Origin of the sequence: uncultured Oscillibacter sp., assembly GCF_910587525.1 — a bacterium.
GTDB lineage: Bacteria > Bacillota > Clostridia > Oscillospirales > Oscillospiraceae > Oscillibacter.
The window spans coordinates 1-17,305 of record NZ_CAJULS010000038.1; the positions used below are offsets into that span (position 1 = coordinate 1).

The following is a 17,305-nucleotide window of genomic DNA, read 5'->3' on the forward strand; positions in this document are numbered from 1 at the left end:
GGATTGAGACTGCCAAATTTCCGGGCACCGTCTGAGAACAACCCCCGTATTTTGGGCGAATTTGACCCCCGCAGTCAAATTCGTCCCTGGCGTTCTCTTAATCAGGGCCCCGCCGGAGCCCAGCGAAGCGGGTCCGGTGGGGAGAGGAGGAAGGAACGGAGCTTGAGCGGAATTTTCGGCGTCAGCCGGAAATGCAGCGGCGGAGTTTCTTCCGACGAGGACCGTGCACGGCCCGTTTTCTTTTTTCTCCACAAGCGGAGAAAAAAGAAAATGGGGGGTGCAAATGCACCAGCCATCCTCATGGCTGAATCTCCCGCCCCCGCCGCAAGGCGGGCGAACAGCCCCCCTTGGCCAGCGGGCAAAAATCAAATCTCGTCGAAGAACTTGGCGTGAATCGCCTTCACAGCCCGGTTCACATCCTCCTCGTCCAGAAGGACGGACACCCGAATCTCCGAGGTGTTGATCATCTGGATATTGATCCCCGCCTCATAGAGCGCCTCGAACATCTTGGCGGCCACGCCGCAGTTGCTGATGAGCCCCACTCCCACGATGGACACCTTGCCGATGCCGGCGTCCGTCTCAATGTGGTCGAACCGCAGCGCGGCCTTGTGCTCGTTGAGGATGTCCTCCGCCTCCGTCAGGTCCTTCCGGTGGAGGGTAAAGGTGATGTCCTTGGTCTCCTCCCGGCCGATGGACTGGAGGATCACGTCCACATTGATGTTGTGCTTGCTCAAAAGGTCAAAGACCTGGAAGGCGACGCCGGGGTTGTGCTCCAGGCCAATGAGGGCAATGCGGGCGATGCTGGTATCCTTCGCCACGCCGGCAATGTTGGTTTTCTCCACTTTTGCGACCTCCTTAACTTTCGTGCCGGGCTTGCGCTCCAGGCTCGACAACACTTCCAAATTCACTCTGAACTTCTTGGCCAGCTCCACGCTGCGGTTGTGGAGCACCTGGGCCCCCTGAGACGCCAGCTCCAGCATCTCGTCATAGGTGATTTCCTCCAGCTTCCGGGCCGTGGGAACCAGGCGGGGGTCCGTGGTGTACACGCCGTCCACGTCGGTGTAGATCTGGCACAGGTCCGCCCGGAAGGCCGCCGCCAGGGCCACGGCGCTGGTATCGGACCCGCCCCGGCCCAGGGTGGTAACGTCGCCGTTGCGGTCCACGCCCTGGAAGCCGGTGACGATCACAATGCGGTGCTGGTCCAGCTCCGACTGAATGCGCTCGGAGTCGATCTTCTTGATGCGGGCGTCGGAGTGGACGGTGGTGGACTGGATGCCCACCTGCCACGCCGCCAGGGACACGCAGGGCAGGCCCATGCTCTCCAGGGCCATGGCGCACAGGGCCACGGAGATCTGTTCTCCGGTGGAGAGGAGCATATCCATCTCCCGCTTGGAGGCATGGGGATTGATCTCCTCCGCCTTGGCGATCAGGTCGTCGGTGGTATCTCCCTGGGCGGAGAGGACCACGATCACGTCGTTGCCCTCCAGATAGGTCTCCGCGATGATGCCCGCCACGTTCCGCAGCCGCTGGGCATCCCGGACGGAGCTGCCGCCGAATTTCTGCACAATCAAACTCATAGCTGTGTTTCCTTCTTTACCTCGAAGTCGTCATGGATGTACGCGGGAGAGCGCTCTCCCGCCTGTTCCATTATACGCGTTCCGCCCGGCCCTGGCAGTGGCCGGAACCTGTATTCATAACCGCAGAATACAGATTCACAGCACCCGCATACAGGAGAGCACGTTCAGGCAGCGGGACTGCCGCCGGGCGTCCAGCCCGGTGATGGGGTCTGTCAAAAAGGCGGTCTCGCCGTCCTCGGAGAGGACCTCCACCTGGCCGAAGGCCATGGCCGCGTCAGCCAGACTGCCCTCGATGCGGTAGTAGTACCGGGTCTGGAGCTCCAGCGGGTCCTCAAAGCCCCCCGTCTCCGCCGACCAGCCGATCTCCTCCCGGCGGGGGCTGGCCTGGAGGGCCTCCATCACATCCGCCACGCAGGCGGAGGCGGTGGGCATCTCCCCGGCCCCCCGGCCATAGAACATGACCTCCCCGGTGGCGTTGCCCCGGAGCACCACGGCGTTGAACACGTCCTCCACTCCGGACAGGGGGTTGTCCTCCGGGATCAGGTGGGGGGCCACGTAAGCCGTGCGCCCGCCGCCGGGCATCCGCACCGCCCGGCCCAGCAGCTTCACCCGGTAGCCCGCCCGCTGGGCCACCTTCACATCCCGCAGGGAGATTTTGGAGATCCCCTCCACGGGTACTTTCTCCGGGTCCACCTGGCGGCCAAAGGCCAGGTCCGCCAGAATGCAGATCTTCCGCCCGGCGTCAATGCCCTCCACGTCGGCGGTGGGGTCCGCCTCGGCGTAACCCTTGGCCTGGGCCTCCCGCAGGGCGTCGGAGAAGAAGGCCCCGGTGCGGACCATGCGGGTGAGGATATAGTTTGTGGTGCCGTTCAGAATACCGTACACCTCGTCGATGCGGTTGGCGGCCATGCACTGGGTCAGGGGATGCAGGATGGGGATGCCGCCGCCCACGCTGGCCTCAAAGAGGTAGTTCACATTTTTCTTCTTTGCCAGGGCCAGCAGCTCGCAACCCCTCTCCGCCACCAGCTGCTTGTTGGCGGTGACCACGTGCTTTCCGGCGCTCAGGGCCCGCCTGGTATACTCATAGGCCGCCTCCACGCCGCCGATGGCCTCCACCACCACCCGGATGGCGCTGTCCTCCTCAATTTTTGCAAAGTCACCGGTCATCAGCTGGCGGAAGGGGCCGTCCCGGAAGGTCCGCACCAAAATGGCCTTCACCTGCAGCGGCTCCCCCAGCTTGCGCTCAATCTGCCGGGCGTTCTCCGCCACTACCTTGGCAACGCCGGTGCCCACGGTGCCAAACCCCAATATGGCAATCTGTATCATTGAAAAAACCTCTCTAATCTATCATTTCCGGTTCCGCGCCCCAGCGGGAGATACAGCGCTACCCCGCCAGAATCTCGAATTTCACCACGCCGTCCACGTTTCCCGCGTCCGCCACCAGCTGCTCCAGGGACTCCGCCATCTCGCTGGTCTCGGCGGAAATGGTCACGGCGGCGCAGCCGTTGGTGGGGATGCTCTGGTTGATGGTCAAAATGTTGGCCCCGGAGGCGGCGAACACCGCCAGCACCCGGGAGAGCACGCCGGCAGAGTCCTTCAGCATGGCCTGAAAGGTGATGATATGCTCCGACTTCATGTCGTTGAAGGGGCGCACAGAGTCCTTGTACTTGTAGAACGCGCTGCGGCTGATGCCCGCCAGGCGGGTGGCCTCCCCCACAGTATCCGCCTCTCCGGCCTGCATCATCCGCTTGGCCTCCGCCACTTTGACAAAGATCTCCGGCAGCGCGTCCGCGGCCACGATGTAGTATTTGATGGTCTTGCCCATTCCGTCCGCCTCCTACGGTCATTTGTCCGTTTATCCCGACTATCGTACCACAATTCTTCCGTCAAAGCAACCAAAACCGAGAAAACTCCTTTGTGGGAAACAGGGAAAGTTCCCCCGAAATGTCCGTTTACGGTGGGCAGATTGCCGAGAGTTGGGGACAGTGAACGCCGCGGGCCGTCAGGCCCGCGGCGTTTTCCGTCAGCTCTCACTTCTCAGATTCATACAGGGCCTTCATGCCCCGGTAGGTCTCCCAGCAGTCCAGCTTTGCCACCGTCTCAAAGGGGGCGTGCATACTCAGCACCGGCACGCCGGCATCCAGAGTGGTGATGTTGCGGTTGGCCATATACATGGCCACGGTGCCGCCGCCGCCGGCGTCCACCTTGCCCAGCTCCGCGATCTGCCAGGCCACGCCCGCGCTGTCAAAGACCTGCCGGACATAGGCCACGGTCTCGGCGTCGGCGTCGGAGGCGCCGGACTTGCCCCGGGCTCCGGTGTACTTGCAAAGGCCCACGCCGTAGTTGAGATAGGCGGCGTTGCGCTTTTCGTACACGTCGGCGTAGTCCGGGTCGTAGGCGGCGGTGACGTCGGCGCTGAGGCAGAAGGACTTCTCAAAGCAGGCCCGGACAGGCACGCCCTGGGCCCCGCACAGGTCCTCCATAAAGGTGTCGAAGGCGGCAGACTGCATTCCCGTCACGCCGTCGGAGCCGATCTCCTCCTTGTCCGCCAGTACGCACACGGCGGTACGGGCGGGGGTCCGCTCCAGGTCCAGCAGCGCCCGCAGGGCCGCGTAGGCGCACACCCGGTCGTCGTGGCCGTAGGCGCCGATCATGCTGCGGTCCAGGCCGATATCGCAGGCATTCACCGCCGGCACAGCCTCCAGCTCCGCGGAGGCGAAGTCGTCCTCCGTGATGCCGTACTTGCCGTTCAGCAGCTTCATCACCGCCAGCTTCACCCGGCCGCTGTCCTCCTCGCCGCCGATGGGGCGGCTGCCCAGCAGCAGGTTCAGCGTCTCGGCGGGGATGGCCGTGGCCAGGGGCTTTTTGGCCTGCTCCGCCCCCAGGTGGGGCAGCAGGTCCGTGATGACCAGCCGGGGGTCCCCGGAATCGCCGCCGATATTCACCTGCACAGCGGTCCCGTCCCGCAGGGCCACGACGCCGTGGAGCTCCAGGGGGATGGTCACCCACTGGTACTTGCGGATGCCGCCGTAGTAGTGGGTCTTGAAGTAGGCCAGCTCCGCGTCCTCATAGAGGGGGTTGGGTTTCAGGTCCAGACGGGGGGAGTCAATGTGCGCGGCGGCAATCTGGGCGCCCTCCGCCAGGGACCGCTCCCCGATGCAGGCCAGCAGCACCGCCTTGCCCCGGTTGCTGAGATACACCTTGTCCCCCGCGCTCAGAGCCATGCCCCGGGTATAGGGCCGGTAGCCCCGCTCCTCCGCCAGGCGGATCACCTCGGCGGCGCAAAGCCGCTCCGTCTTGCCCGCATCTAAAAAGGCCTTGTACCCATCGCAGTAGGCCTCCATGGCCGCCTGATCCAGGGGACGGTCATAGCCGTTTTTCTTAGTGGACAAAAGTTGCTTTTTCAATTCCTTGAACTCTGTATTTTCCATCTCGGCACTCCTCTTGATATGATCGATATAGCATCTGACCTCTCAGATCTTTTTATTCTGCTTCTCCTCCCGGACGCCCCGGATCAGCCGCCCGAAAAACCGCCGGGCCATTCTCTGGAACTCCTCCGGGGTGTCGGCGTCGTTGCTGAGTTCGCAGCTGCACTTGCCCCGGTAGTATTCGTCCGGCTTCTGGGCGGTGACCCGCATCCGGGCATACCGCTCCGTGATATTGTCCCGGGCCATAATGCGCCGCACCCGCAGCTCCGTGGGAGAGGTGATGGCCACGGTCCGGTCGCAGACGATGTCCAGGCCGCTCTCCAGCAGGTTGATTGCGTCGATGGCGCAGACGCTGTCCCCCGCCTCGTCCAGCCGCCGCTGGATCTCCGGCACCAGGAAGTGGTAGACGATGGCGTTGAGCTTTTCCAGCTGCTCTTTCTTCATGAAGACCTCCTGCCCCAGCTTCTCCCGGTTCAGGGAGCCGTCCGACCGGAACACGCCGGGGAAGGCGTTGGAGATGTCCTTCTGCATTTCCTCGTCCCTGGCCAGCATCTCATGGTAGACCTGATCGCAATCCAACACCACGGCGCCCAGCTCCCGCAGCACCGCCAGGGCGCTGCTCTTCCCCGCGCCGGTGCCGCCGGTGAGCCCCAGGACGATCTTCTCACTGTCGGCCTCCACCTCATGGAAGCCCGCTGCCTTTTTCAGCCGGTTGGCCACGGCCAGACCCAGCCCCTGCCCGTCGGGGCACTGGGTGTAGATCTCCGTTACTTTGGTGGCGTCAAAGGCCCGCAGGGCCTCGAACACCCGCTGGGCCTGAATCAGCTTGTCCTCCACCGGGCCGAGGGGATGGACCACCTGGTCCGGGAACATGCGGACATACTCGTCAAAGCAGATCACGCCGGTGGTGGGGCCCGCCCGGCGCTTGATCTCCTGGGCAGACTTGGCCGGCGCGCCGGTGACCACCGTCACCGGTGCCTTGGGGGCGTAATGGCGGTATTTCATACCCGGGGCCCGGGGGCGCTCCCCCTCCGCCATCTGGCCGGTGACAACCCTGTCTATGGCGATGGGCCCGATGAGCCGCTCCAGCTCCTCCAGCGGCAGCCCGCCGGGGCGCAGCAGCCGGGGGGGCTCGCAGGTCATGTCCAGAATGGTGGACTCCACGCCCACCACGCAGGGTCCGCCGTCCACCACGCCCTCGATCCTGCCGTCCATGTCCTCCAGCACGTCTTGTGCGCTGGTGCAGCTGGGCCGGCCGGAGAGATTGGCGCTGGGGGCTGCCACCGGCACTCCCGCCTCCCGGAGGATGGACAGCGTCACCGGGTGGTTGGGGCAGCGGACCGCCACGGTGTCCAGCCCTGCGGTGGTCACATCCGGCACCAGCTCGCCGCGCTTTAAAATCATGGTCAGGGGGCCGGGCCAGAACTTCCGGGCCAGCACATAGGCCATGGGAGGGATATCCCGGCAGTACCGGGGCAGCCACTGGGCCCCGGTGAGGTGGAGAATCAGGGGGTTGTCCTGGGGCCGTCCCTTGGCCTCAAAGATCCGCCGGACAGCGCCCCCATCCAGGCCGTTGGCCCCCAGGCCGTACACCGTCTCCGTGGGAATGGCCACCAGGGCTCCGTCCCGCAGCAGCCGGGCGGCGGCGGAGATGTTGTCCTCAATGGTCTTCTGCTGTCCCTTCGTGTCCCGCAGGTCAAAATACAACGTATGCATACTCTTCGCCTCTATCTCTCTAGTGGGTTTCCACCCGCTGTTTTCTCCGTGTTCAGGCCCTGTTTGAAAAATGGCCTTAACCGTTCTCTCCGCGGCGGAGCTTCTCCGCCTGATCGGCGGTGACCAGCGCGTCGATGAGCTCGTCCAGCGCGCCGTCCATGACGGCGTCGATCTTGTAGAGCGTCAGACCGATGCGGTGGTCCGTCACCCGGCCCTGGGGGAAGTTGTACGTCCGGATGCGCTCGCTGCGGTCGCCGCTGCCCACCTGACTGCGGCGCTCGGCGGTATACTCGCTCTCCTGCCGCTCCCGCTCGGCCTCGTACAGCCGGGAGGCCAAAAGGCGCATGGCCTTCTCCCGGTTCTGGAACTGGCTCCGCTCCTGCTGGCACTCCACCACCGTGCCCGTAGGCCGGTGGATCAGCCGCACGGCGGAGGAGGTCTTGTTCACGTGCTGTCCCCCGGCGCCGGAGGCCCGGTAGACCTGCATCTCCACGTCGGCGGCGTCCAGGTGCACGTCCACGGCCTCCATCTCCGGCAGCACCGCCACGGTGGCGGCGCTGGTGTGGACCCGGCCGCCGGACTCCGTCTCCGGCACCCGCTGAACCCGGTGGACGCCACTTTCAAATTTCAGCCGGGACCAGGCGCCCCCGCCCTCGATGAGCACGCTGCACTCCTTTACGCCTCCCAGCTCCGTCTCGTTCAGGCTGACCACCTCGGTGTGCCAGCCCCGGCTCTGGGCGTACATGGTGTACATCCGCAAAAGCGAAGCGGCAAACAGGGCGCTCTCCTCGCCGCCGACGCCCCCCCGCAGCTCCATGATGACATTCCGGCTGTCGTTGGGGTCCCTGGGCAGGAGCAGAATTTTCAGCTCCTCTTCCAGCCGCCGGCACTCCTCCCTAGCGGCGGCCAGCTCCTCCTGGGCCAGATCCCGCAGCTCCGGGTCGTGGAGCAGCGCCTCGGCCCCCTCCTGGGCGGCCGAGGCGGCCTCCCAGCGGCGAAAGGCCTCCACCACGGGCCCAAGCTCCTTCAGCTCCCGGTTGATGTCCCGCAGGCGCTCCGCGTCGCCGTAGACGGCGGGGTCCGCCAGCTGGGCCTCCAGATCCTCATGCCGCAGGGCCAGCCCTTTCAGTTTTTTCAGCATCGGCGCACGCTCCTCTCCTCAAAATCTCACAAAGAGGGAAAGACGCTACCACCGGCCCTCCTTCAAAAATTCCTGGGTCTGGCGCAGAAACTCCTCCTGCCAGAACTCGTAGCCCACGGAGCCGACGCGCAATGACGCCGCCGTCCGGTGGCCGCAGGGGGCGTAGAGATCCATCTGCTGAAAGACGTCCTCGTTCTTATCCTCGCTGCCCCGGGTAATGACGTAGGAGGCATTGCGGATATCCCTGCCGTTCTGCTTCAAAAATCCCCGCACCGGGGCGCTGCACCGCCCGGCCCACACCGGCGTGCCCACGATCACCAGCCGGTAGTCCGAAAGGGGCCACTTGCTCTTGTACTTCACCTTGGGACTGCTGCGCCGCACGGCGTCCAGCCCGCTGCGCAGCCACCCCTTGGCGCCGCTGCGGTCCACGCCGTCCTCCAGCTCCACCAGCTCCGCGTCCAGAGCCCTGGCGATCTCCTCCATGGCACGTTTGGTATTGCCCGTCCGGGAGTAATACATACATAACACGTTGTTCCAGGCCATGCTCGTTCTCCTAATCTATGCAATCTGCAAAAGTTCGGTCAGCGGACCGCCGTATCCTCAAGCGGCAAACGGCCGCCGGGGGCGGTATTGTTGAATTTCGCCGCAAATGTCTACCAGTCGAAAAGGGCCGTCTTCACCACCGCGAAGGCCTCCCGGACGTAGTAGTTGGCTGTGAGCCACCACCAGGGCAGCTCCGCCGGGACGTCTACGATGTGAAGGCCCTGCCGCTGGGCGATCAGGTGGGCGCGGAAGCAGTGGAAGTCGTTGGTCACCACGGCGATCACCGCCGTCTGTGTGTCAATCCCGTAATCCTCCAGAATCTCTTTGGAAAACCGGAAGTTCTCCGCCGTGCTGGTGGAGCGGTCCTCCAGAAGATAGCGGGCGTTCCGCGATTCGCTGTTGGTCCACAGCGCCCGGCGCATGGCCTCCGCCTCCGTGACAGCCTCCCCGGGGCCCTGGCCGCCGGAGAGCACCACCGGCACATCCGGGTGCTTCTCCAGATAGTCCGCCGACGCCCGGATGCGGCTCCACAGCGCCGCCGAGGGCGTCTCGCCGTTGACCCCGGCCCCCAGGACGATGACCGCATCCACGGGGACGGCGGAGTTGTCCGCCTCCCCCCGAAAGACCACGACGGTCTCAATGGAGACCAGCAGGACCAGCACCAGGGCCGTACCGGCGAGGAAGAGGCGGTAGAGCCAGAGGGCGGGGCGGCAGGTCTTTGCCCAGCGGCGCAGCAGGAGGCCGGTGACCCACAGGGCGGCGGCCCCCAAAAACAGAAAGCCGGTGAAGCGCATCCCGTTGGGAATCACAACGAGGGCAAGGCCCAGGAGGAGCAGGAGCGCGATGAGAATCGATTGTGTTTTTTTCTTCATGGTTCTTCTATTTACAGTCTCTCTATCGTCTTTTGTCGGTTCTTTCTATTTTGATGCTCCGGGAGAGGCACCGGCTTTGCCCCGCCTCTCCCCGATGGTACTGGGGCTCTGCCCCTGGAACCCCGCCGCGTGGGGAAAGGAGGAAGGAACAGAGCGGACAGAGCTTTCTCCGCAGGAGGAAGCGCAGCAGAGCGGCGTTTCTTCCGGCGATGAAAAGGTGGACGAAACTTTTAACGCTTTACTCCCCGGCCTCTTCGCTGAGCTGCTCCCACTTCTCATACAGTGCATCCAGCTCCGCCTGGGCCGTCTCCCGCTCCGCCGTCAGCGCCGTCAGCTTCTCATAGTCGCAGGCGGCGGCCTCCATGTCCCGCTCCAGGGCGGCGATCTCCTCCTCCGCCCTGGCGATATCCCGCTCGCAGATGGTCAGCTGCCGCCGGGCGTTCTGCTGGGCCCGGTTGCCCCGGACGGGGCGCTCCGCCGCCTTTTTCTCCGGCGCGGGCTTTACGGGCTCCGCCCGCTCCGCCTCCTCCCGTGCCTTCTCCTGGCGGTACTGGGCAAAGCCCATGGGGTAATCCGTGATGGTCCCCTCCGCCAGCTCCCAGATGCGGGTGGCGAAGCGGTTGATGAAGTACCGGTCGTGGCTGACGAACAGCAGCGTCCCGTCATAAGCCTCCACCGCCTCCTCAATCCACTCCCGGGAGGCGATGTCCAGGTGGTTGGTGGGCTCGTCCAGAATCAGAAAGTTGATCTCGCCGTCCATCAGCATACACAGCCGCAGGCGGCTCTGCTCCCCGCCGGAGAGCACGGACACCGGCTTGAACACGTCCTCCCCCTGGAACTCATAGGCCGCCAGCCGGTTCCGGGCGGACTGGGCCGAGAGGCCCCGCTTGGCCGCCATCATGTTCTCCACCAGGTTCCAGTCCGGATGGTCGAAATGAATGATCTGGGGCAGGTAGGCCAGCTTCACCTGGGGGCCTGTCCGGATGCGCCCACCGTCCGGGTACAGCTCCCCCACGATCATCTTAATCAAGGTGGACTTTCCGGTGCCGTTGTCGCCGATGAGGGCGATGCGCTCGCCCCCCTCCACCTTTAATGTGATGCCCTCAAAGAGGCGCTTGTCCCCGTAGGCCTTGGCAAGGCCCCGGATGCCCAGCACCTCGTCGCCGTGGAACTCCGCGGCGGTGAAGCGGGCGTCCATCTTTTTGGCCTTTGTGGGCTTTGCCGTGGTGCGCATCCGCTCGATGCGCCGCTCGATGTTGACGGCCCGGCGGTAGGTCTTGTCCATGCCCATGAAGGCCCAGAGGCGCAGCTGCTCCGCCGCTTTCTCCAGTTGCTGGATCTTGGCCTGCTCTTTCTGGTACTGCTTCATGCGCTCCTGGTAGCGGCGCTCTTTTTCCACGGCGTAGAAGCTGTAGTTCCCGCTGTAAAACTCCGCCTTACCCTCCTGAATCTCAATGACCCGGGTCACCACCCGGTCCAGGAAGTACCGGTCGTGGGAGATGGCCACCACGGTGCCCCGGAACCCCCGGATATACTCCTCCAACCACTCCGTGGCGTGGAGGTCCAGGTGGTTGGTGGGCTCGTCCAGCAGCAGAATATCCGTGTCCTCCAGAATCAGGCGGCCCAGGTTCACCCGGGTCTTCTCCCCGCCGGAGAGACTGTCAAAGAGCTGGCTCCGCATCTCCGGGGAGATGGAGAGGCCGTTGGCGATCTTGTTCACGGCCACGTCCGTGTCGTAGCCGCCGAAGACCTCAAACCGCTCGCTCAGGGCCCCGTACCGCCGCAGCAGCGCCGGGTCCGTCTCCCCCGCTGCCATCCGCGCCGTCAGGGTCTCCATCTCCTCCGCCAGCTTCGTAAGCCGTCCGAAGGCGGAGCGCAGCACGTCCTCCACGGTGTGGCCCGGGGGGTAAACCGGGATCTGGGAGATGAGGCCCACCCGGCGGCCCTGGCCCAGGGCGACCTGGCCCTCGTCATAGTCCAGCTCCCCGGTCAATATCTTAAAGAGGGTGGTCTTGCCCGCGCCGTTTTTACCCAGCAGGCCCACCCGCTCCCCTTGGTCAATCTGGAAGGTCAGGCCGTCCAGAACATTGTGCCCCACCTCAAAGGACTTGACCAGGGAGTTCACTTGTATCTCAATCATAAGCCTCTTTCAACTGCTCCACCAGCCACTCAAAGTGCATGGCGTGGGACGCCTTCACCAGCACGGCCGTGTCCGGCCCCAGCTGCTCCAGCAGCTCCGGCAGAGCCTCCTCTTTTGTGGAAAAGTGCAGAACGGTTCCTCCGCTCTCCGCGGCGCCGTCGGCGATGCGGACAGCCTTCCCGCCGATGGCGATCATGAAGTCCATCCCCAGCATGGCCGCCAGGGCGCCCACGTTGTAGTGGGCCTGATCCGTCAGGCTCCCCAGCTCCCCCATGTCCCCCAGCACGGCCACCTTCCGGCCGCACTCGGTCTTTGCCAGCACCTCCAGCGCCGCCGTGACGGACTGGGGGTTTGCGTTGTAGCAGTCGTCCAGGATCAGCCGCCTGTCCGGCAGGCGCACCACCTGCATCCGGGACCCGGCGGGCTCGTAGCCCCCCACGCCCCTGATGATCTCCTCCCGGCTCAGGCCCAGCTCCTCGGCCACAGCCACCGCCATGGAGGCGGAGTAGGCCATGTGCTCTCCCGGGGCGGGGATGGACAGGCGGTAGACGTCCTTTTCTGTGGTCACAGTGCAGGTGATGCCCTCCACGCCGTGGTCAATGAGCTCCGTGATCCGGGCCTGACAGTGCTCTGACTGGCCGCAGCGCACGGTGCGGAAGGAGGTCTGAACCGTGTCCAGCAGGGCGTCGTCCCCGTTGAGGACCAGCAGCCCCCCCGGCTTCAGATTCTCCAATATCTCGCACTTAGCCTGAAGAATTCCCTCCCGGCTCCCCAGAAACTCCACGTGGGCGTCTCCGATGTTGGAGATAACGGCGATATCCGGCCGCACCATCTCCCCCAGGTAGCGGATCTCCCCGAAGTGGTTCATACCCGTCTCAATCACCGCCGCCTGGTGCTCCGGGGCAAGGCCCAGCAGCGTCAGGGGCGTGCCGATGTCGTTGTTAAAGTTCCCCGGCGTCTTGTAGACCCGCAGACGGGCCCCCAGCACCGCGGAGATCATCTCCTTGGTGGTGGTCTTCCCCACGCTGCCTGTGATCTGAACGAAGGGGATGGGGAACTTGTCCCGGCAGGCCGATGCCAAGGCCCGCAGGGCCAGGCGCGTGTCCGGCACCTCAATATAGAACTTGTCGGGCCGCAGCGCCGCCGGCAATCGGGCGCAGATGCACCCTGCCGCGCCGGAGGCCAGGGCCCCCTCTATAAAATCGTGCCCGTCAAACTTCTCCCCCACCCAGGGCAGGAAGAGACAGCCCGGCTGGATCTTTCTGCTGTCCGTAGACACAGCGGAGACAGCGGGCGCGTCCGCCCGGGGATTTCTCCACACGCCTCCCACGGCGGCGGCGATCTCCTGAACAGTCATGGGCTGCATAGGCTCAATCTCTCCTCTTCAAGTGGTAGGACCGCTGCACGATCTCCTCGCACAGGTCGGGGTAGGCAATCCCCACAGCCTTTGCCGCCTTTGGAATCAGGCTGCCCGGAGTCATCCCCGGCAGGGAGTTCACCTCCAGGCACCAAGCCCGTCCCTGGCCGTCCAGAATAAAGTCGGCCCGGGAGTAGACCTCCAGCCCCAGGGCCCTATGTACCTTCAGCGCCTGCGTCTGCACCAGCGCCGCCTCTTCCGCGGTGATGGGGGCGGGACAGAGCTCCCGGGCGCCCCCGGCCTGGTACTTGGCGGCGTAGTCAAAGTCCTTTTCCGCCGGCAGAATCTCAATAGGGGGCAGGGCCCGGTCTCCCAGGATAGGCACCGTCAGCTCCCGGCCGCGGATCCGCTCCTCCCACAGCACCTGGCCGCCGAACTGCCGCACCTGCACCAGCGCCTGCCGCAGCGCCTCCCGGCTCTCCGGCAGGAACACGCCCAGGGAGGACCCGCCGGTGGTGGCCTTGATCACGCAGGGCATGGGCAGCTCCTCCGCAAGCCCCGGCGCCTCCTCCGCCGTATACGCCAGCAGACGCCACTCCGGCGTGAGAATTCCGGCGGAGGCCATCATCCGCTTGGCCGCCGCCTTGTCCATGGCGATGCCGGATGCCAGATAGCCGGACCCGGTGTACGGCACGCCCAGAAGATCCAGGGCGGCCTGGATGCGGCCGTCCTCCCCGTCCTGGCCGTGAAGGCCCAGAAACACCATGTCCGCCAGCCGGCACAGCTCCAACACGTGGGGCCCGATGCGGCTGGGACTCTGGTCCCCCCGGCTCCGCCGGACGGCCTCCAAATCCGGGGCCGTGGGGTCGATCCGCGCGTCGGGGCACAGGCCGTCCGCCGCATCAAAGAGGCTCTCCGGGTCCTCCGGCAGCGCCTCCAGCCCCAGAAACATATCTGCAAAAATGGCCCGGTGGCCCCTCTCCCGCAGGGCCCGGCATACGCCGCACCCCGTCACCAGGGAGACCGCCCGCTCGGCGGAAAGGCCCCCGGCCAGCACAACGATCTTCACCGTCACTCATCCTTTCAATCCGGAGCAGACAGCTCCACACATAACAATACTATTATAATCCCATCCAGTTTAACACAAACATCCGGGGAATACAACCATAAAAATGCCGCCTTTTCCGGTCGGTCCGGTCACAGGCGTACAAGTCTTTTGGAAAAAGAAGACGGGAAACTGTCAGTTTTGTCTATTGCAGGACGGCGGGAAATCCGGTACAATAGGTATGACCTTTCAAGAGGGTATTACCTATTTTACATCGAGGTGAGCGGAATGAGCACCCAGCCGACCCAGAACAGAACCATCCGCACCCAGCTGCTGTCCGATATGCGCAGCGGGATCTACGCCGCCTGCGAACGTCTGCCCCGGGAGAGCGTCCTGGCGGAGACCCTGGGCATCAGCCGCACCCAGCTGCGGGACATCCTGGCCTCCCTGGAGCGGGAGGGCTTCATCACCCGCCGGCACGGCGTGGGCACCATCATCAACCGTCATGTGCTGAACGTCCACACCCGCATGGACATTGAGGTGGAGTTCCTGGACATGATCCGCCGCAACGGCCACAGGGCGGAGGTAGCCTACGTCCGGGTGTCCAACGGCGAGGCGGACGCAAAAATTGCCGCCCAGCTCCGCATCGGCGAGGGCGCGCCCATCCTCCGGGTAACCCGGCTGTGCACCGCCGACGGCGTCCCCGCCATCTACTGCGAGGACGTGGTGGACAAGTCCCTGGTGCAGGCGGAATACACGGAGAGCGACCTCAAGCAGCCCATCTTCCACTTTCTCCAGGAGTTCTGCGGCGTATACCCCTATCTGGACCTGGCGGACATCCGGGCCGTGGCGGCGGACGCCGCCCTGGCGGAGATCTTCCGGATTCCCGTGGGAACACCCCTGCTGAACATGGACGAGGTGGACTACGACATCGACGGCAACCCGGTGTTCTGCTCCATGGAGTACTTCGCAGACGGGTATTTCCGCCACGCGGTCATGCGGAAGAAGCTGTGACCACCAAAAAGGAGGCGTATTGTAATGCAGAAGAAAGTCGCGGTCATCATGGGCTCGGATTCCGACTGGCCCGTGGTCAAGGGCGCCTGCGCCCAGCTGAAGGAATTCGGCATCCCCTGCGAGGCCCATATTCTCAGCGCCCACCGCACCCCCGCCGCCGCAGCAGAGTTTGCCAAAGCCGCCCGGGAGAAGGGCTTTGGCGTCATCATCTGCGCCGCCGGCATGGCGGCCCATCTGGCGGGGGCCTTTGCCGCCAACACCGTCCTGCCCGTCATTGGCATCCCCATGAAGGGGGGCGCCATGGACGGACTGGACGCACTTTTGGCCACTGTGCAGATGCCAAGCGGCATTCCCGTGGCCACTGTGGCCATCAACGGGGCCAAGAATGCCGCCGTGCTGGCGGCGCAGATTCTGGCCGTCTCCGACGAGGCTCTGGCGGAGAAGCTGGCTGGTGCCAGGGCGGAGATGGAGGAGCAGGTCATGCGGAAGGACGCCGCCTTGCAGGCGGAGGAGTGAGAGCTGTGCGCGGCTGGCGCCGCGGAGGCGGGATTCAGCTATGATGATGGCTGGTGCATCCCGCGTGGCGAAGCCGTGCACCCCCGTCCCCTCCCGCGGCGGCCTCCCCCAATCCCCAAACATTTGGAATGTTAAAATATAACCATAACAATGATGGAGGTCATTACCATGCAGAAACTGGAGCAGCTCTACGAGGGCAAGGCCAAAAAGGTCTACGCCACCGGCGACCCCAATCTGGTCATTGTAGATTACAAGGATGACGCCACCGCCTTCAACGGCGCCAAAAAGGGCACCATCGCTGGCAAGGGCGTCATCAACAACCAGATGAGCAACCGCCTCATGGCCAAGCTGGAGAAAGCCGGTATCCCCACCCACTTCGTTCAGGAGCTCAGCGAGCGGGAGACGGTTGTGAAGAAGGTCTCCATCGTGCCCCTGGAGGTCATTATCCGCAACATCTCCGCCGGGTCCTTTGCCAAGCGCTACGGCGTGGAGGAGGGCATCGTCTTTGACGCGCCCACCATCGAGTTCTCCTACAAGTGCGACGAGCTGGGCGACCCCCTGCTCAATACATACCACGCTCTGGCGCTGAAGCTGGCCACGCCGGAGGAGATCGAGACCATCAAAAAGTACGCCTTCGCCGTAAACAACTTCCTCAAAGACTTCTGGTCCTCCTGCGGCGTGACGCTGGTGGACTTCAAGCTGGAGTTCGGCCGCCTGGCGGACGGAACCATTGTCCTGGCCGACGAAATCAGCCCCGACACCTGCCGCCTGTGGGACAGCAAGACCCGCGAGAAGCTGGACAAGGACCGCTTCCGCCGGGATCTGGGCGGCGTGGAGGACGCCTACGCCGAGGTCATGCGCCGCATGACGGAGGCCCTCTGATGGGCGGCTTCTTCGGCGCCGTCTCGCAGCGGGACGTAACGCTGGATATCTTCTTCGGCGTGGATTACCACTCCCACCTGGGCACCCGCCGGGGCGGCATGATCCTCTACGACCGGGAGGAGGGCTTCCAGCGGCAGATCCACTCCATCGAAAACACCCCCTTCCGCACCAAGTTTGAAAAGGACCTGGCGGACTTTCGGGGGTGCGCCGGCATCGGCTGCATCAGCGACACGGACCCCCAGCCCCTGCTGGTGCGGTCCCACCTGGGGCTGTACGCCATCACCACCGTGGGCATTATCAACAACGCTGGCGCCCTGGTGGACCGCTGTTTCTCCGACCACGGCCACCAGTTCATGGCGATGAGCAGCGGCAAAGTCAACTCCACGGAGCTGGCCGCCGCCCTCATCAACCAGAAAGACGACCTGGTCTCCGGCATTCTCCACGCCCAGGAGATCATCGACGGCTCCCTCACCCTGCTGATTCTCACCGAGGAGGGCGAGATCATCGCCGCCCGGGACCGGATGGGCCGGCTGCCGGTGCTCATCGGCAAAAACCGCCAGGGGCACTGCGTCTCCTTCGAGTCCTTCGCCTGCCACAAGATCGGCTACGAGGTGGACTACGAGCTGGGCCCCCGGGAGGTCGTCCGCATCCGCCCCGGCGGATATGAGACCCTCTCCCCCCCAGGGGAGCAGATGAAGATCTGCGCCTTTTTGTGGACCTACTACGGCTATCCCAATTCCAACTACGAGGGGGTCAACGTGGAGGTCATGCGCTGCCGCAACGGCGCCGTCATGGCCCGGGAGGAGCGCCGCCGGGGGTCACTGCCCGCGGTGGACTACGTGGCCGGCGTACCGGACTCCGGCGTGCCCCACGCCATCGGCTACGCCAATGAGAGCCGCATGGAGTTCGCCCGCCCCTTTGTGAAGTACACCCCCACCTGGCCCCGGTCCTTCATGCCCGCCAATCAGGATGTGCGCAACCAGGTGGCCAAGATGAAGCAGATCCCTGTCCCCGAGCTGATCCAGGGCAAAAAGCTGCTCTTTGTGGACGATTCCATCGTCCGGGGCACCCAGC

15 protein-coding genes are annotated in these 17,305 nt (G+C 64.6%); 4 read left to right on the forward strand and 11 right to left on the reverse strand.

Annotation, left to right across the window (positions count from 1 at the left end):
• Positions 1–365 precede the first annotated feature (365 nt).
• The 11 genes from QZ326_RS05335 to QZ326_RS05385 all read right to left on the reverse strand — a co-directional run bounded on the left by QZ326_RS05335 (position 366) and on the right by QZ326_RS05385 (position 13,843).
• Positions 366–1,577, reverse strand: coding sequence for an aspartate kinase (locus QZ326_RS05335; RefSeq protein ID WP_295742222.1), 1,212 nt, complete (start codon positions 1,575–1,577; stop codon positions 366–368).
• Positions 1,578–1,712: 135 nt separating this feature from the next.
• Positions 1,713–2,903, reverse strand: a complete 1,191-nt coding sequence (locus QZ326_RS05340; protein WP_295742225.1) for a homoserine dehydrogenase — start codon at positions 2,901–2,903, stop codon at positions 1,713–1,715.
• Positions 2,904–2,961: 58 nt separating this feature from the next.
• A complete protein-coding gene (locus tag QZ326_RS05345; RefSeq protein ID WP_295742228.1) occupies positions 2,962–3,402 on the reverse strand; it encodes an ACT domain-containing protein in 441 nt (146 codons plus the stop codon).
• A 205-nt stretch (positions 3,403–3,607) separates the two neighbouring features.
• Entirely contained in the window at positions 3,608–5,008 is a 1,401-nt protein-coding gene (locus tag QZ326_RS05350; RefSeq protein WP_295742231.1) for an aminopeptidase, read from the reverse strand.
• A gap of 42 nt (positions 5,009–5,050) precedes the next feature.
• A complete protein-coding gene (locus QZ326_RS05355) occupies positions 5,051–6,721 on the reverse strand; it encodes an L-threonylcarbamoyladenylate synthase (protein WP_295742233.1) in 1,671 nt (556 codons plus the stop codon).
• Between the two features lie 76 nt (positions 6,722–6,797).
• Positions 6,798–7,862, reverse strand: coding sequence for a peptide chain release factor 1 (gene prfA, locus QZ326_RS05360; RefSeq protein WP_295742235.1), 1,065 nt, complete (start codon positions 7,860–7,862; stop codon positions 6,798–6,800).
• A 45-nt stretch (positions 7,863–7,907) separates the two neighbouring features.
• Positions 7,908–8,405 (reverse strand): hypothetical protein, encoded by a 498-nt coding sequence (locus QZ326_RS05365; RefSeq protein WP_295742237.1) that lies wholly within the window; start codon positions 8,403–8,405, stop codon positions 7,908–7,910.
• A gap of 110 nt (positions 8,406–8,515) precedes the next feature.
• Positions 8,516–9,277 carry a YdcF family protein gene (locus tag QZ326_RS05370; RefSeq protein ID WP_295742241.1) on the reverse strand — a complete coding sequence of 254 codons (762 nt, stop codon included), beginning with the start codon at positions 9,275–9,277 and terminating at the stop codon, positions 8,516–8,518.
• A gap of 238 nt (positions 9,278–9,515) precedes the next feature.
• The gene (abc-f, locus tag QZ326_RS05375) at positions 9,516–11,417 is read right to left on the reverse strand and encodes a ribosomal protection-like ABC-F family protein (RefSeq protein WP_295742246.1); all 1,902 of its coding nucleotides are present in this window, start codon (positions 11,415–11,417) and stop codon (positions 9,516–9,518) included.
• On the reverse strand, positions 11,410–12,783 hold the full coding sequence (gene murF, locus QZ326_RS05380; protein WP_295742250.1) for a UDP-N-acetylmuramoyl-tripeptide--D-alanyl-D-alanine ligase: 1,374 nt from the start codon (positions 12,781–12,783) through the stop codon (positions 11,410–11,412). Before murF ends, abc-f begins: the two co-directional genes overlap by 8 nt.
• A gap of 4 nt (positions 12,784–12,787) precedes the next feature.
• Positions 12,788–13,843, reverse strand: a complete 1,056-nt coding sequence (locus QZ326_RS05385) for a D-alanine--D-alanine ligase (protein ID WP_295742253.1) — start codon at positions 13,841–13,843, stop codon at positions 12,788–12,790.
• 264 nt (positions 13,844–14,107) lie between these two features.
• On the opposite strand from QZ326_RS05385, the gene QZ326_RS05390 reads away from it, so the two are divergent.
• The 4 genes from QZ326_RS05390 to QZ326_RS05405 all read left to right on the forward strand — a co-directional run.
• On the forward strand, positions 14,108–14,833 hold the full coding sequence (locus tag QZ326_RS05390) for a GntR family transcriptional regulator (protein ID WP_295742256.1): 726 nt from the start codon (positions 14,108–14,110) through the stop codon (positions 14,831–14,833).
• Positions 14,834–14,857: 24 nt separating this feature from the next.
• On the forward strand, positions 14,858–15,349 hold the full coding sequence (purE, locus tag QZ326_RS05395; protein WP_295742259.1) for a 5-(carboxyamino)imidazole ribonucleotide mutase: 492 nt from the start codon (positions 14,858–14,860) through the stop codon (positions 15,347–15,349).
• Between the two features lie 168 nt (positions 15,350–15,517).
• Positions 15,518–16,231 (forward strand): phosphoribosylaminoimidazolesuccinocarboxamide synthase, encoded by a 714-nt coding sequence (gene purC / locus QZ326_RS05400; protein WP_295742261.1) that lies wholly within the window; start codon positions 15,518–15,520, stop codon positions 16,229–16,231.
• On the forward strand, positions 16,231–17,305 hold a 1,075-nt coding region (locus QZ326_RS05405), incomplete at its 3' end, for an amidophosphoribosyltransferase (protein WP_295742264.1). The genes purC and QZ326_RS05405, both read left to right, overlap by 1 nt.